7 protein-coding genes are annotated in these 18,066 nt (G+C 50.7%); 6 read left to right on the top strand and 1 reads right to left on the bottom strand.

From position 1 onward, the window contains the following. The first annotated feature begins 108 nt into the window (after window positions 1-108). The 4 genes from HNQ57_RS02570 to HNQ57_RS02585 all read left to right on the top strand — a co-directional run bounded on the left by HNQ57_RS02570 (window position 109) and on the right by HNQ57_RS02585 (window position 11,534). On the top strand, window positions 109-4,911 hold the full coding sequence (locus HNQ57_RS02570; protein ID WP_184461046.1) for an NAD-glutamate dehydrogenase: 4,803 nt from the start codon (window positions 109-111) through the stop codon (window positions 4,909-4,911). Between the two features lie 170 nt (window positions 4,912-5,081). Next, window positions 5,082-7,325, top strand: coding sequence for a mechanosensitive ion channel domain-containing protein (locus tag HNQ57_RS02575; protein WP_226968250.1), 2,244 nt, complete (start codon window positions 5,082-5,084; stop codon window positions 7,323-7,325). A 205-nt stretch (window positions 7,326-7,530) separates the two neighbouring features. Further along, window positions 7,531-9,219 carry a VRR-NUC domain-containing protein gene (locus tag HNQ57_RS02580; protein ID WP_184461048.1) on the top strand — a complete coding sequence of 563 codons (1,689 nt, stop codon included), beginning with the start codon at window positions 7,531-7,533 and terminating at the stop codon, window positions 9,217-9,219. 11 nt (window positions 9,220-9,230) lie between these two features. Next, on the top strand, window positions 9,231-11,534 hold the full coding sequence (locus HNQ57_RS02585) for an ATP-dependent DNA helicase (RefSeq protein ID WP_226968249.1): 2,304 nt from the start codon (window positions 9,231-9,233) through the stop codon (window positions 11,532-11,534). Between the two features lie 77 nt (window positions 11,535-11,611). Here HNQ57_RS02585 and HNQ57_RS02590 read toward each other — a convergent pair whose 3' ends face one another. Then, on the bottom strand, window positions 11,612-14,692 hold the full coding sequence (locus tag HNQ57_RS02590) for a parallel beta-helix domain-containing protein (protein ID WP_184461049.1): 3,081 nt from the start codon (window positions 14,690-14,692) through the stop codon (window positions 11,612-11,614). Window positions 14,693-14,807: 115 nt separating this feature from the next. On the opposite strand from HNQ57_RS02590, the gene HNQ57_RS02595 reads away from it, so the two are divergent. Both HNQ57_RS02595 and HNQ57_RS02600 read left to right on the top strand, forming a co-directional pair. Next, window positions 14,808-15,818, top strand: coding sequence for an AraC family transcriptional regulator ligand-binding domain-containing protein (locus tag HNQ57_RS02595; RefSeq protein WP_184461050.1), 1,011 nt, complete (start codon window positions 14,808-14,810; stop codon window positions 15,816-15,818). Window positions 15,819-15,998: 180 nt separating this feature from the next. Continuing rightward, window positions 15,999-17,729: a potassium/proton antiporter gene (locus HNQ57_RS02600; RefSeq protein ID WP_184461051.1), complete on the top strand. Its 1,731-nt coding sequence runs from the start codon at window positions 15,999-16,001 to the stop codon at window positions 17,727-17,729. Window positions 17,730-18,066 lie beyond the last annotated feature (337 nt).

Genomic DNA, 18,066 nt, shown 5'->3' on the forward strand with positions numbered 1-18,066 from the left:
AAATCGCGAGTATCTTGACTAAGCTGAACTAAAGTCCGTATCACTATTCAGAGGACTATGAACACGCTATTTAGTCATAATGCGATTATTACTAGGCAAGCCTGACATATGAAATCGAAACTCGGCAAACTAACACGCCTCATTCAGCAGCAGTTTGGCAATACCACTGACTCTGCCGCACTAAGTGCACTGGCAGCTCGCTACTGGGACGTTGCAGCAAGCGAGACGATTACCAAGCGCAGCGCCGCCGAACTCCTCGACATCGTTCAGTCGCACCTGTCCCTCGCCGAATCAAGACGCGCCGACAATCCCAAAATACAAATTAGCCCGCCAAACGACAGTGGTGTGCTGGTATTTGAAATGGTGGCCAAAGACCAGCCCTTTATCTTTGACACCTTGTCCAGCCTAATTTACGACGCCGGTTACACGGTACTCTTATCTAACCACCCCATTTTCTGGGTAAGCCGCGACAAGCGCGGTCAACTCCTGGATATCGTCGCGCTCGACCGAAAGCAGCAGCAACACACCGACTACCGCGCAGAATCCTTTGTGCGCTACGAGCTGGAAGGTGGTCCCAGTGCAATATCGCCGAACCGTTTAAAACAGCGTATCCGCAAAGCGTTAAGCACCATCGCGCTCATTGTTACGCACTGGCAGCCCATGCGTGAAAAAGCGAAATCACTGCAGCAATACTATTCCCAAAGCCCCGCACCGATGAAAGCAAGGGCGCGTCGGCAAGTTTGTAATTTCCTCAGCTGGCTTACCGACAACAACCTCACCTTTCTTGCCTATGTTGAAATGCAGGTTCGGCAACAGGACGGCAATAGCAGCTTGCACGCGGTTGAATCATCCCGGCTCGGTTTAAAATTAGAATCTACGCCGTGGGAACACATCGAATCGCCCCAGCAGCGTCAACAGATTTTGGAGCATTATTTACACAGCCCACGCGTGCTAACGATTACCAAGTCCAGCGAATTGGCGCCCATCCGACGCTTTGTGCCGATGGACTATATCGCCATTAAAGATTACAACGCCAAGGGCGAGCTTGTGGGTGAACACCGGTTTTACGGGTTGATGACCCGAGCCGCCTACAACAGCCGAGCGCTGGACATTCCCCTACTTGCTGACCGCATCCATGCCGCCATGAATTTTGCCCATTTTCCGCCTGGCAGTCACAACGGCAAAGTCATGCTACAGATATTGGAAACCTTCCCCAGAGACGAGCTATTTCAAAGCACTGCCAAAAAACTATTTGAAATCGCCATGGGCCTTATCGCCATAGAAGAACAAAATAGAGTGCGCGTATTCAGCCGCACCGACCCGTTTCACCGTTATTACTCTATTCTGGTGTACATTCCTCGCGAGCAGTACAGCCAGCAAGTGCGTGAGAAAATACAAATATTAATAGCAGCAAAGCTGAATGCCGATAGTAGCGACTTTTCCATTTATTTCACTGACAACCGAATGGCCCGCTTACATCTCATCGTCCAAGTTGGCACTGATGAAACTAAAAATTTAGACAACACGGCCCTAGAGGAATTGATCTTCGGCGTAACTGAAAGTTGGCAGGAGAAATTAAAATCGGTACTTTATAGCAGCTATCCGCGTAAAACGGCCCAGCAACTATTTCAGTGCTACATTGAGGCATTTACTGCTCCCTATATTGCAAAGACCAACATTAAGAAGGCCGCCGCGGATATAGAGCAGCTGGAGCAACTAAAAAATTCCGACAACAACTTAGCGGTAAAGATTTACCGCGACACGTCCCATTCCGACGAGCGTGTTGAATTACGCTGTTACTTCAAGGATCAGCCCTTAGCGCTTTCCGAAATACAGCCTCGGCTCAGCAACCTCGGTTTGCGCTTAATGCTGGAAGATTTGTACCCAGTGAGCGTAGACAACAATGAAACATATTGGGTGCAAGATTTTCGGGCCCAGACTGCCGTCGATGTAAATCACCTATTTTGGCACGACGCCAGCCATTTTGAGCAGGCCTTCATTGCCATTCACAAGGAATTATGCGACGACGATGATTTCAATCGCTTAATTATCAGCGCTGATATCAACTGGCGCGAAGTCTCGCTAATACGCGCCTACTGCCGCTACCTCAAACAACTTGGCAACTACTTCGAACAAAATTATCTCAGCAAATTATTAGTCGATAACGGCGCGATCAGCCGCTTGTTAATCGATTTATTTCACGCCCGCTTTAACCCAAACGCAACAGAACGCGACGCACTCCAAAGCAAGTTAAATGAGCAGTTAGATATAGCACTGGAGGCGGTGCAAAGTCTCGATACTGACCGTCTGTGCCGCAGTTTACGCACCCTAATTATGGCGACGCTGCGCAGCAACTATTATCAAACTGAGGACGAGCAGGCGGAAAATAGCGCCATATACGCATTTAAATTTTCGACACGGGATATATTAGAAGCGCCTGCACCACGGCCGCGGTATGAAATTTGGGTGCACTCACCCAACTTTGAAGCGGTGCACCTGCGCGGCGATAAGGTCGCACGCGGCGGCCTGCGATGGTCTGACCGACCCGAAGATTTCCGCACTGAGGTTCTTGGTTTGGTGAAGGCGCAAATGGTGAAAAATGCCGTTATCGTTCCCGTCGGCGCCAAGGGCGGATTTGTGTGTCGACGCTTACCTGAGAACGGATCTCGAGAAATTATTCAAGCTGAAGTTATCCGGTGTTATAAAGATTTTATCCGGGCAATGCTATCCCTAACCGATAATCTTCAGGGCGACCGTGTTATTCACCCGCGGTTATCAGTTTGCCACGACGACGACGACCCCTACCTAGTAGTTGCCGCTGACAAAGGTACGGCGGCGTTCTCGGATATTGCTAACGGTGTGTCCAACGACCGTGGCTTTTGGATTGGCGACGCCTTTGCCTCGGGTGGATCTAATGGTTACGACCACAAAAAGATGGGCATTACCGCCAAGGGCGGCTGGGAAGCGGTCAAACGCCATTTTCGCGAGCAGAACAAAGACATCCAACGCGAAGAATTCACCACCATTGGCATCGGTGATATGGCCGGTGACGTCTTCGGCAATGGCATGCTTCTGTCTAAGAAAACAGCCTTGCTAGCGGCCTTCAATCATCTGCATATTTTTCTCGATCCGACGCCCAATACCGAAGAAAGTTGGAAGGAGCGAAAACGTTTATTTAAGCTACCTCGTTCCAACTGGAGCGATTATAACAAAGCGCTGCTGTCAGCAGGTGGCGATATTTATTCCCGGGCACTGAAAAGCATCACCCCCAGCGCGCAAGCCTGCCAAGCACTGGCGCTAGAGCACCGCGCCTACACACCTGATGAACTGATTCATCATATTCTGCAAGCGCCAGTGGATTTACTCTGGAACGGCGGCATTGGCACCTATGTAAAAGCAGAAGGCGAAACTCATCAACAAGCCGGCGATCGCGCCAACGACAATCTGCGCGTAAACGGCGCGCAATTACGCTGCAAGGCCATCGGTGAAGGAGGTAACTTAGGCTTAACCCAAGCGGGGCGTATTGAATACGCGCTGAATGGTGGCCGCTGTAACTCTGACTTTATCGACAATTCCGCCGGTGTCGACTCGTCCGACAATGAAGTAAATATAAAAATACTGCTAAACGAACTCGTCGCCAAACAAACAATGCGCTTTGTTGACAGAAATAAGCTCCTAAAAAGCATGACCAAGGACGTAGAACGGCAAGTGCTGCGCAGTAACTACCTGCAAACACAATCTATCAGCATGGTCGCCTCACAGTCGCCTGAACGCTTGGGTGAACAGGCTGAACTGATCCGCATCTTGGAGCGGGACGCCGGGTTAGATCGAAAGCTCGAGTCACTACCCGATGAAAAGACCATTCAAAGTCGCAGGACGGCCGGACTCGGCCTCACCCGCCCCGAGCTAGCATGCCTATTATCTTATTCGAAAATACATATTAAAAAAATCTTACTGGATTCGACGATTCCCGAAGACCCCTATCTTGCCCAGGAGTTATATCGCTATTTCCCAAGCCAATTGGGCGAAGCCTATCCCAATGAAATTGGCGAGCACCGCTTGCGCAGGGAAATTATTTGCACGGTGATTACCAACAGCTTGGTAAACCGTATGGGGAATGCCTTTGCACACCGTCTAAATGACGAGCTCGGCAACAACTTCGAAGATATTGCGCGTGCGTATACCGTCGCCCGCGATCTATTTGATATACGCTCACTGTGGGCAGACATTGAAAAACTAGACAATAAAGTACCCGACGAATTACAAACGCGCATGATGCTTGAAATTCGCCGCCTGATAAAACACGTCACCCTGTGGCTAATCAACAACAAAGAGCAATTAAACAATATTCAAATTTTAATAAGCCGCTATGCCGAAGATATAAAGCTGCTCGCCGACGACATCCATCATTACTTATCTAAAGATGAGTTGCGTCGCATTGAACATCGGATTGCGGAGTACTGTAACAGCGGTATTCCTCGGCGAGTTGCACAGCGGGTAGTTATGCTAAAAGCCCTGTTTGCCAGCCCCGATATTACGTGGCTGAAGGAACGCACTGGCGCGCCTGCAAAAGTATTAAGCGAAATCTACTTCAGACTGGCTGAGTCACTGCAAATCACCTGGGTTCGCCGACATATCGACAAACTCACTGCAGAATCCCGCTGGCATGCCCTAGCACGCAATGCGCTACGCGATGATCTATATCAACGCCACCGCGAGCTCTGTGCAAAAGTAGCCGACGACATAGACATTAGTGCTCATATCGCTACCGAACTCGATAACTGGCTAAACAACAACAGTGTCCAAACCGCGTACTTAAGCAATTTGATTACCGAGGTCAAAAGTACCCAGCAAGCCAACTATTTAAGTCTCTCGGTTATATTGCGGCAACTGGGAAGACTATCCGCGTAAGCCGGATTTACAAAAAAATAAGGGAACTCTTACTTCGTTTTGCAGACAGAGTGTCAATATACCCTTAATTATATAAATTAACGGCCTATATGGAGGACGCCATCAGTTTTACACGCCGACAAACACAAACACCAAAGGTGCAGCGCCAGCGACTTAGATCGCGCCAAATATTGATCATTGTATTAACCGGATTAATACTTAGCGCAAGCCCCAGCCAGGCCAAAAATGAAGTAAACGCGGCCCCGAGCTCTTCCCAGGAAATCAACACCAATCTAGTCTTAGCAGATTTACTCGAAAATAGCGGAAGCAGGCAAGCCTTAATCGACAAATTGCGCGCGGCAGATGGTGGGCCGACCGCAAGCCCCTCCGATAGCAAACTGACGAGCACCGAAGCGCAGCCTAAAGGGGAGCAGAAAAAATCCTTTGCGCGTACAATTGCACTGACGACAAGCAATATTGGCAGCAGCATAAAGCAGCAATTTAGCGCGCTATTCACCGCTGTTGCTGCGCTGTTTAACAGTGAAATCGCAACCGCGGAGACCGCCGCAATAGTCGCAGTCGCTATCAATATAGCAGTATTGATTGGCGTGACCTTCGCGGTCTTTATACTGTTTCGGCTGTTTGCCCGTCGCCCTTTTAGCATTATTAACACCTGGGCCTGCAAAGGCGCGAAAAAATACGCCATGCTGCGCACCATCGGAGCAGTCACGGCGGCAGGATTAGTCGACACCGGGGTCGTTCTAAGTGCCTACCTCATCGGTAACACAACGGCGTCACTACTACATACACACAACGGCGCCGACGCTACCCGCCTTGCATTACTGCTAAATGCTTTTCTCCTCGTGGAAGGCGTTAAGCTCCTGCTACGTATGTTGTTCGCCAGCCGATTCCCTGCGCTACGCTTACTACCATTACACGAAACACAGGCAAAATACTGTAACCGCTTCTTTGCCAATTTAGTGGGCTTCACCGGCTACGGCATTATGGTGCTGGTGCCTATAGTGAACAAAAACCTGGCGCCGACATCGGGCGCTGCTCTGACGACGCTCGTTGTACTCTGTGCCGCCATTTACTTTAGTATTGTGGTGCTTCGCAATAAGAACGATATTCGCCAAAACCTACTCACCAAAGCAAAGGCTTATCAGGGAGTCCGGTCCATAGTCCTGCGCTTGCTGGCACGATATTGGCACCTCTTGGCGCTGACCTACGCAATTGCGGTTACATTTAGCAGTGTTTTGTACCCAGAAACAGCTCTGCCGTTTATCGCCACCGCAAGCTTAAAAACTGGATTTTACATCGGTATTGGCGCGCTCTTGCTGACGATCATCCGCCAACTCATTGGCAGAGAAATCAATTTACCGACCTCACTTACCGAACAATTACCGCAGCTCCAGTCGCGAGTGAATACCTACATCCCAACCGGTTTAAAAGTGCTGGGTACGCTCGTCGCCACTATTATCAGCGTATTCACCTTGGATGCCTGGGCCGTATTCGACTTTTATGCATGGTATGACACTGAAACCGGCAGCAGTGCGGTGTCATCGCTGCTGGATTGTTTGTTGATATTAGTACTGGCCTCGGCATTTTGGATTCTGGCCGCAAGCTACATAGAGCACCGTTTGTCACCGAACAAAAAAGTCACGCCCTCGGCCGCCGCGCGCGCTGAAACCCTGTTAGGCTTGTTCCGCAGCTCGCTGGCTATTGTCATTATTGTCATGACGGTGATGATTATCTTGTCAGAGATTGGTGTAGAAATTGGCCCCTTAATCGCTGGTGCCGGTGTGCTCGGTCTTGCCGTTGGTTTTGGCGCGCAAAAATTAGTACAAGATATTATAAACGGCGTATTCATCCAGCTGGAGAACGCCATTAATACCGGCGACTATGTGAATGTTGGCAGCCATGAAGGAACCGTTGAGCGCGTCGGCATTCGCTCGGTCGCCCTCCGCGATCTCTTTGGCACCTACCATATAGTGCCGTTTTCCTCCGTTGAAGCGGTTTCAAATTTCACCCGGGACTTCGCCTTCCATCTCGGCGAATACGGCATTGCCTACCGCGAAAATATCGATCATGCGATAGAACACCTCAAGGCGGCTTTCGAAGAGCTTCGTCAAGGCGCCCACAAGGACGATATTTTGGAAGATTTGCAGGTTGCCGGCGTTTCGGCGCTAGCCGACAGCTCGGTAAATATACGGGTGCTCATCAAAACCGCGCCGGGAATGCAATGGGCCGTTGGTCGCGCCTACAACCGCTTGGTGAAAATGCACTTCGACAAGGCCGGTATCGAAATCCCCTTCCCCCACACCACATTGTATTTTGGGGAAGACAAAGAAGGTTTGGCACCACCAGCCTATGTGCGAGTCGACACCGACAAGCCGGAAATAGCGGCAACCGAAGCTAGCTCAACGACATCGTAATTACATAGACACCACCACAGAATTCGAAACGCCCTAGATTAGGAAACTAGGGCGTTTTCACTGGGTGTCAATTTATGGCTATTAGATGCCCCTTCTTAGACGCAGACCTCTCTGGCGCCAAACTCGGCCATTAATCAATGGACGTAGCAGCATAAAATCACAACAATAAGGCCATGAATCAGATCACCTCACACAATCGCAATTGATGAACGAGCAAGCCACTCTGCTAGCCAGCGCGCTTGCACCGGCCTCGCTCGACGACCCACTCTACTACCTGAAAAACCTTCAGGCAGTGGTGACCTGGGTAATGACTCACCATCACGACCTGCTCGACGCTGAGGAATTAACAACACTCCAACAACTCCTGCAACTTTCTATTCCCGCACAGGGCCTACTGGCCCGAATGATTATTCGCAAGGGAGAGCTATTCCGCAGTGATAAGCTGGAATACGATGAAATTCCATCAAGCGCGAACGCACTAGATGAGCTAAGTAAATACGGCTTTATCGATAGTAATCCGCTGATAGCTATTGAACAAATACATAAACACTGCCGCCGCGATGAACTTCTCAATTTACTCATCGCCGCCGGTAGCGCGCTACCTAAGTCTGCCAAAAAATCCGAGCTGCTGACCGCGCTAGAGACTCTAGATCTAGCGACAAGCGCCAGCCCCCTCCACGACTGGTGGCCGGAGGCGCCATTTAGCTTGGTGTCACTGCAATGCATGGCACTATTTGATCGCTTGCGACTGATGTTTTTTGGCAATCTTCATCAGGACTGGTCAGAATTTGTACTAACCGAGCTTGGCCATCAAGCCTATGAAGCCGTTGCCTTCGACCCCCAGTTTCGCGCCTTCGGTGGCCGCGACGATGTGGATAGCTATCTTGCCTTATACCACTGCCAAACCGCACTGCAAGAGGCAAGCGACATCACCGCCATTTTACCGCGACTCCCTGAGCGCTTAAGCAACCCTTGGCTTGAATATCGACGCCAACGGCTGGGTTTTCAAATGGCGCAACACGCTGAACGTGCAGGCGACATTCCGCTGGCTATCCAGCTTTATACCGGCAATGTTTTGGATGAGGCCAAGGTGCGCCTGTATCGGGTGCTCGAGAAACACAGCGACGATTCGCTAGCCGTTATTCACGCCATAGAGCAAGACTTACAATCACCGCTCAGGCTAGAGACCCAAGTTCATCTCCAGCGTATTCTCCTGCGGCTTAGTCGCAAAGTTGGCAAACCGCAGCCAAGACCAACAAGGCAAAAGCTGCCTGTTGTTGAGTTCAGCCTTAACAACAACGACCAGCGTGTGGAATTTGCCACCCTAGACGCACTCACGGCAGAAGACGAGCAAGAAGGCTTTTATACCGAAAACTGGCTGTTCACCGGCCTGCTTGGCCTACTCTTGTGGCCAGTGCTGTTCGAGCCTTTACCCGGCGCCTTCTTTCACCCGTTTCAAGCTGGCCCAGCAGATCTCTATCGGCCAGATTTTGTCGCACGCAGAAAAGCTCAAATCGATGAGCGCCTCGCGACATTAGATTCCGGTGAATACCGCGACTTGATCAAACACTGCTGGCAGCAAAAATACGGCATCGCTTGTTCCTTAATCCATTGGCCAGTGATCACAGAGGCACTATTGGATTTAGCCTTAGCGATTATTCCCGCTACGCACTTAAAGACGATTTTCACGCACCTATTAAGTGACCTACGCAATCACCGCCGTGGCATGCCAGACTTGTGCGTATTTGACCGTCGCCAGCGAAGTTACAGACTGGTTGAAGTCAAAGGCCCCGGCGATAGACTGCAAGACCACCAAACCTTATGGATAGAATCAATGTTAGCTACAGGCATTCCCATTGAGGTCGCTCAAGTGCAATGGAACACCCCCCTATGATGGATGTTTCAGTGAGATCACTGTGCGAATTTGCCGCCCGCACCGGCAGCTTGGAGTTTAAATACACCCCGGCACCAAGCGCCGAAGAAGGTATTATCGGCCACATTACTGTTCAGCAACGACGCCCCGATCCCTACGTAGCCGAGTATTTACTCAAAGGCGAATGCGAAGACGTGTTTGTGAGCGGACGTGTCGACGGTTACTACGCACTGCAACAAGACTGCTTTCTGGAAGAAATAAAAACCCATCGGGGCAATGTCGCCAGAATTGGCCCTGGCCGCCGCGCGTTGCACTGGGCACAGTTAAAAGTGTATGGCGCGCTGTTTTGCCGGCGCGATAATCGCGAGTCAATCAATCTTCGCTTGACCTATTTTGAAGTGCGCAAAGAGGAAGAAACCCACGAAACGCTGGAATTTAGCGCCGACGAGCTCTGGAACTACCTTAGCGCTTTATGCCGAGACTATGCCCAGTGGGCAATAAAAGAACAGCGCCATCGCGAGCGGCGCGATCTTGCCCTCGCCGCGTTAGATTTTCCCCACGCGGATTTCCGCACAGGCCAACACGATCTATCGCGCAATGTGTATATGGCGGTTGCATCGTCAGTGCCGCTGCTCTTACAAGCCCCTACCGGCATCGGGAAAACCGTCGGGGTTTTATACCCCGCAATGAAGGCCATGCCAAAAATCGGCTTAGATCGTCTGTTCTTTTTAACCTGCCGCAATACTGGGCGCAAACTCGGGCTCGATGGCCTGAGTACGATTATTAAAGCGCAAGCCCCTGTCGACCTAGAAGCCCCGGCCAAACTAGAAGCACCACCTATTCGCGTACTTGAGCTTTCCTCTCGCGAAGCCGCCTGCGACCACCCCGACAAAGCCTGCCATGGCGACTCCTGCCCGCTGGCTAAAAACTTTTTTGACCGCTTAAGCGACGCCCGTGAAGAAGCCATTCAGCAACGCTTTTTAGATCAGTCCGCGCTCCGTGCCATTGCCCGCAACCATTCCATTTGCCGCTACTTTCTCGCCCAGGAGATGGCGCGCTGGAGCGACATTGTGGTTGGCGATGTGAATCATTACTTCGATCAATTTGCGTTACTCCACAGCCTAACCAAGCAAAATGAGTGGAAGGTTGCACCGCTAGTTGACGAAGCCCACAACCTTATCGACCGTGCGCGCGGCATGTACAGCATTGTGCTCAGCGAAGCGGAAATGCTCTACACCATCAGTAAAGCGCCAGCACCACTGCAGAAGCCGCTCGCTGATTTAGAAGACGCATGGCAAACATTAATAAAGCCCTTTTTGAGCGACACCCCAGTAGCAGACATAGAGCACCGCTACTTCTTGGCCGAGGTGCCCGAAGAGTTAAACAGCGCTTTATACGGTTTAATTGCGGCGATTACCGACTATCTAAGCGACCACCCTGCCGCTGCCGACATTCAGTATGTGCTGTTTACTGCACTCGGCTTTTTACGCCTCGCCGATGCCTTTGCGGACCATTCACTTTGCACTTTAGAATTTACCGTGTCACCCGTAGCGGGCACCATTTTACGCGGCAGTGCCAAACTCAAAATTGACAATCTAATACCCGCAGACCACTTAAAGCAGCGCTTTATTGATGCCAATAGCTGCGTGTTATTTTCGGCAACACTGTCGCCCAACCGCTACCACCAAGACCTTCTGGGCATGCCCGCCAACAGCGTTTTTAAAGACATTGAAAGCCCCTTTCAGCGCGAGCAAATTGAGCTGCGCTTTGTGACTGACATCAGCACGCGCCGCGACGACCGCTTCGCCTCACTAGAACCGATCAGCGCGCGCATCGCCGGGCAGTTTAAGGCCCAACCCGGCAACTACCTTGTCTACCTCAGCAGCTTTGAATACCTGAACGCCTTATGCGCATGCTTAAACAAATTGCACCCAGAAATTCCTACAATTCGTCAAAGTGCAGGAATGGCACCTTCCGCGCGCGAACAATTTATTGCAGACGCCAGCGACACCACAGCCAGCGTTGGCTTTGCCGTATTGGGCGGCGTGTTTTCTGAAGGTATCGACCTGCCTGGCGATAAACTAATTGGCGTGTTTGTCGCCACCTTAGGCCTACCACCCCACGACGAATTGCATGAGGTATTGCGCACCCGATTGGAAGCGCGCTATGGCGACGGCTACCGCTACACCTACCTCTACCCCGGCATGCAAAAAGTCATACAAGCGGCAGGGCGCTTAATACGCACCCCCGACGATCGCGGCGTGATAGAACTCATCGACGACCGTTTTTTACGTGAGGATATTAAAGCCATGCTGCCAAAATGGTGGTTGCACTGAGGGAATTAAAGACAGGAACTTGAAAGCGAATAGGCCAGCTAGCACTGACCTATTCGCTAGAGTATTACCTTAGACGTTTACAGGCTATCTAGCGGCAAACATTGGCCACCAAGCACCGGCACTTCGCCCGGTAGGCAAAGTTCCAAATCAGAGCCACTGCCACTACTGGTGCCGCAGGCATCCGCATTGTCGTAGGTGTCGTTGACGACTTCATTGATCCATTTTGTCACTAGATCAAATGCCCCAGCGTGCACCGTACTCCGCGCTATCGGCGGCATCCGTGCAGCCAAGGTTGTAGCTTCGGGCCCTAGGCGGTAGGGAAGAATAGACTCAGCAGCATTGCCGGGAACAATGTCATACTCACGACCGCCGCGACCTTCGGTGCCGCTGGCGGTTGGCCCTTTACAGATACCGAAGGTATCGTTCACCGCACGGAATACATCGAGGTAGAAACCCGTGTTCTGCGCCAAGCCACGAGGATTATGGCAGTGGGCACAGTTCACTTCGAGATAAGAACGTACGCGAGCTTCAACATCTTTGTCGCTGTTTGAATCAAAGCCCGAGTCACCCGGTATATTAAAGATTGGGTTGCGTTCAACAGCCTTCAGATACTGTGTATTTGAATCGACTGCCATATTGCTTGGGCAGTTTTTCATTAGGCCGGTTTCACACCAAAACACCAATTGGTTTCTGCCGTTAACCGCGTGCGCATCCATACCCGAGGCAAGAGGCGACTCGCTGCTATACGGACGGTTAAGATTCCGCGCCTTGGGGCCAATGGGCGCAGAGCCTGTTTCGGCATCGTCGTTAGCATGACAACTTTGACACTGGTTAGCGTTTGGTAAGACATAGGCGTCCGTTGAGCCTTGGTAGTGATCACCGCTATTCACATCACTGTAATCCCAGCTTGCGCTCATCACCCCACCCTGCTGGGTCAAGTAAGCGACTTTCTCACCATTTTCTTCTTTCCAAATATACTCCAGCCCATCCCAGTAATACTGGCCACCACTGGTTTCCCGTTTAATGATCAATCTCGTTTCAGCTGCGACTTCAGTTTGATTCGTCTCATTCGTAAAGGAGAAGGTTTTAGCGAGAATCGTTCCGACCGGGAATAAAATAGCCGCATTGGCATTATCGTTACCATCGCGATAAATTGCCTGCTCGCCTTTAGGAATATAAGCCACGCGATACTTGGTGGCGTAATCCGAAAACAACTTGGTGTTCATTACAAAAGGCACACCCTGACCATTGGGCAGACTGCTTGGGTCCTCTGCATCCGCAAATAAATGGTATTGATCAAGACGTGGGCAATCAACCGTATAGGCCGCCGCATTGATTTCACCGGCAGGTACCGCGGCATTACAAAGCTGGTCGATCATTGCATCCGACGGTGCAGGGTCAATTGTGCCAGAAGGCTCAAACTCTGGAATTACAATCGGCGGCAACGGCGCCATGTTACTGCCATAGGTCTCATCACAGAGGTGCGGCGTGATATCGGTATCCACAGGGAAGTTCGGAAGACTGGTCACAATATCTATGAGGTCTTCTGGGCCTTGCGGTGGCAGGTATAACAGCGCTTCTAGGCCTTCGGTGCCGTGAAAATTGGCGAAAGTAGCGCTGTCGCTGTCAAAGTTATTGCTGGGGTCTATACAGGAATACCACCACTGCGGTTTCTTGCGTTCGCCCGCTTCATTAAACTTGTAAGCATTGTATCGGCAGGAAGGATTGGGGTACTGGTTACCTGAAATAGGTTTGCCTTCGGCATCTGCAGGTACTGGGTCGCCCTTACTGTCGGTCGGGTAAGGGCAGTCGGCGTTGTATTCGTCTTCATAGCCATCCCATGCGATGTGCGCGCCGCGGTATTCACCGGTGCCAGCCACCATTTTCAAACCAATTAACATAGGAAATGCGGAGGTGACCTGCTCACCACCAGTATCGATAATAGAGGCGAAATCAGGGCTTGGTAGATCGTTACCGTTATTTTTAAAGGTGTTATTCCAAATGTGAACACCTTCGCTGTATAAATCCATACGGCGATCGCCAGGCACACCAAACAGTTTGTAGCTCGTGTGCACAATACCGGCAGTGCCATTGTCTTCAAAAATGTTATCAAAAATATCGATCTTGTCGTAACCCATGGTCAACATACCGGTACCGCGAGGTACGTTAGATACGATGCTGCCGGGTTCGGCAAAGTTGTAAGTGTTATTGTTGCGCGAGGTGTTGCGATACATACGGGTACGGCTGCCGTAACGCGTTAGGCCGTCTAAGTCATAAACCAAAAAACCGCCGGTATTACATTCCGACAAATTGTCGACATACTCACCGCCGCGCACATTCTCAATTTCAAAACCAAAGACGTTAAATGCGGCGCGACTGTTACGGATAATCGCGTTATCGGTTTGACCTACATAAATACCGGCGTCAGATGCACCTACCGACTCCACATACTCAACCAAGATATTCCGCGAGTTTACTGGGTAAACCCCATAGCGGCCCGACAACTTACTGACATTGTAATCTGGTGACGTCGTGTCCATTTCAAGGGGGTTCGGATTGTCGGGGTTGTGTCGCGCTGGATCGGTACAGGCAACCTGCAACTTAGTTTTATAATTTGCCGCCGTTATGGTGTCTTCGTTGGCCGTGTTGCGCCCGCTAGACCAAAATGCACGAACCCGGCGTAGAGTCCCGTGATCAACACCCTGTAGCTTGAAAGCATCACCCGGCGAATCCAGCACCGTCAAATCTTCAACGGTAATGCCGCGCACCGTAGTCGCAAGAAAGCCTTCCTGCGAGCCGCTATTTTTGAACGACAGTACCGTTTTATCCATACCCTGGCCTTTAACGAGGATATCTTCTGTACCGGATATCTGGATGCCCGAGGTCAGTTCATAATAGCCCTCACCAAATTCAATGACATCCTTGGGTTTGGCGCTGATCATCGCCAACACCATCTCAGTGGTCGCATTCGGCCCGTTTGCGATGAAGAAAGTACGTCCCTGCCCGTCCTCGACACCGGGGTTACCGCCCGTGTCTGGATTACCCGGATTCGAGCCAGTGTTCGATTTAGCGCTATTACCGCCACCACAAGCTGCAAGGATTAGCACCAGCAGTAATAGTAAATAGTGAGATAAGGGTCTTTGCTTGAATTTCAACATAACATTCCATCTGCGACGTCTGTGAACTATTGAGCGGCCTGCCGCTATCAAGCAATTATGCTACCTTGTAAAGAATTAGGTACAATGCGGAAACGTGTCTTAAACGGGTTAATTTGTGACAAACAGCTCATTAGCTATCACCGCCCACGCTCAGTGGGCCAACATGGTCGCCAATGTTACCGCTGCGGCCTGCGGCTTTGATCGCGAGCAGTTATTCAAGGAAGCTGGTATTCCGTTATCCGCCTGGGACTCAGTGAACCGGGTGAACCAAGAGGAACTCACTGCGCTGTGGAAGTTAGCACAGCAATTAACTGGCCGGGTCGATCTTGGTCTCGATGTATTAGACCATTTCCACTTTAGAACCATTGGTTCTCTGGCCTTTAAGATGATGGTCGCCAAGACATTTCGGCAATCCATTCTAGAAGCACTCGATCAAATATCTTTGGTCAGCGAAGTGTGGAAGTTTTCACTTACGGAAGAACGCGGTTTAGGCGTAATGCGATTTCGCCTTGCAACCCCCAATTTAGAGGTTACCCATTACTCGTATGATGCCTTTATCTGCGCCTGTGTTCGGGTTTTGCAAGACTGTTTCCCAAGCAACACCTATAAATACGCTGAAATCTGGTTTGCGCACCCAGACTTTGGCCTAAAAGAAAAATATGAGTCAAAGCTGAACGCCCGTTGTCGGTTTAACTGCAAGGAATACGCACTGTGCCTAGACGGAAAACTGCTAGACCTTCCCCTGCAGTCAGCTGACCCCCAACTCTACGAATCTCTTGATACCAGCCTTGACCACCAAGTTCGCACACTCAACAGCCAAAGTGCCATAATCGAAAAAGCCATACTAAAATTGATCGACGAAGGGGTAGCACCATCGCGTCATACCGTATCCGCTAAGCTCGAGATCGGTGAACGCACACTGCTACGTCGACTGAAAGATGAGAACCTCACCTATAAAGAGGTCCAGGAACAAGTCTTTGAAAAGCTCACACTCCGCCGGTTACAGCGGGGTGAAGCAATGGAGTCGATTGCAGAAAAGCTGGGCTACTCCGATGCAAAATCCCTTGGAAAAATGCTTAAACGACGCACCGGTTTAGGCATTCGCCAGCTGCGGCAGTCGACTTAAAAAAACGAATAGCCGCTTAGCACCGCAGCCGACCTTGCCCTCGCCATTACACCCACTGATCCACATAGGCTGCCTATAAACGGCTAAACGAAGGTCCTAATAGGATATAATTGCCATTCCATGGTCAGAGTTCTAAGGAATATCCCTAGCCACCGCAAGCGATGAGCATCCAACCGACATATGATTGAGCACACCTACCAACTTGTTTTTATCGGCGCCGCGCTATTCCTGTTTGCGGTGTTTGCCAGCATCATCTCCCGCCGGCTAGGGGCTCCACTACTGCTTATATTCCTGCTGCTCGGTATGTTGGCAGGCGAAGATGGTATCGGCGGCATTCGCTTTGATGACATCGACACCGCGTTCTTAATTGGTAACCTCGCACTCGCCATTATCATCTTCGATGGCGGGCTCGGCACGCGCATGGATACATTTCGCAGCAGCTTACGGCCAGCGCTCTCCTTAGCCACGGTGGGCGTATTTCTCACGGCCGGAATAACCGGCGCAGCCGCATGCTATATCCTTGACCTGCCTTGGCAAGAGGGCTTGTTGATTGGTGCAATTGTTGGCTCAACCGACGCCGCCGCAGTATTCGGGCTTATCAAAAATGCTGGGCTAAATCTAAAAGATCGCACCGGCGCCACCTTAGAGATTGAATCCGGGTCAAATGACCCTATGGCTATCTTCCTGACCATCACGCTCGTTGAAGCGCTAAGCAGTCCTGCCGGTTTAAGTGGCTGGCTGCTGGTAGGCGAGCTCGTAAAGCAAATGGGGCTCGGCCTACTCTTTGGCGTAATTGGCGGTTACGTCATCCCTGCCGCGCTGCGCAAAGTAACACTGCCGGTGTCACTGTACCCCTTAATGGTTTTTGCCGCCGCGCTCACCTTGTTTGGCGGCACCAGTTTTAGCGGGGGCAGTGGTTTTCTTGCCATTTACATCGCTGGTGTCATGACCGGCACCACCTCTTTTTTGTATATGAATGACATACGACGTTTTCACGATGGCATCGCCTGGTTAAGTCAAATTGGCATGTTCCTTATGCTAGGTCTCTTGGTAACGCCAAGTCTGCTCCCCCCCATCATCATTCCGGCACTTATTATTGCCGGTATTCTCATTTTCGTCGCTCGACCGCTGGCGGTTGCGGTATCACTACTACCTTTCCGATTTCCGTGGCGAGATCAGGTGTTTGTTAGTTGGTGCGGACTACGTGGCGCAGTACCGATCATCCTCGCCCTATTCCCCTCGCTCGCTGGCTTAGAGAACGCACGCACCTACTTTGAGCTGGTCTTCTTTGTCGTACTTACCTCACTGGTCATCCAAGGCTGGACAATTGCACCAATGGCCCGCTGGTTGAAAGTCGACTTGCCCGTGGCACTGAAACTACCCAGTTTTAAAAGTACCCATTTACCCAGCAACCCCCACAAAGACCTTGTGGTATATCAGGTTGTTGCTGGTAGCAGCGTGATTGGCAAATCGATCTATCAGCTGGTTTTGCCTAACAGCGCGCTGGTAGTCGCGCTCATTCGCGATGAAATCCCACTTAACTCAAAGGCAGAAAACAAGCTTCAGGAAAGCGATCAAGTGGTCATCGTTGCCACTACCGGCATTGCCGAAAAATTAGCTGAGTTATTCTCGCCGACCCTTTCGCGCATGCCGTCAAAACTATCGTCCAACTTTTTCGGAGATTTTACGATTCGCCCAGACAGCGAATTGGGCGATTTGGCGCTCCTTTATAACTTTGACATACCCGATGAATTGAAACACCTCACCGTGGGCGAACACATTAAACGTAAGTTTAGGGGGCGGCCCGTGGTTGGCGACGCACTGACCTTCCCACAGCTTAAACTGACAGTGAAGGAACTAAAGGATGGCGAGATTTCTTTGATCGGCCTCAAGCTCACTCCAGCCCCCTGAATGAAAAATTCGCGTCGCCGAGTACGCTAGTAAGGTTGCGCTGATGTACGACTCTAATGGGGTAAAGCCATATTTCAGGCATAAAAAAACCCAGACCAAAGGCCTAGGTTTTTTATATAAGCCAGAGACTTATGTTTAACGCGCCCGGCACGATGCAAACGTGTGACCGCCGTTCGTACCATTAGCTGGATACAGTATCGTCACCTACACTAAATTATTCTAAATCAATAAGTTAACCTTAATTTAGCGCGGCAATTAACCTAAGTTTATTCATTCAAAAATATTCAAAAACGGGGCTTTATTGCCGCAAGTCAGCAGTGATCAAAAGCCCATTTCA

This window comes from Zhongshania antarctica (assembly GCF_014202945.1).
In the GTDB taxonomy this organism is placed as follows: Bacteria; Pseudomonadota; Gammaproteobacteria; order Pseudomonadales; family Spongiibacteraceae; genus Spongiibacter; species Spongiibacter antarcticus.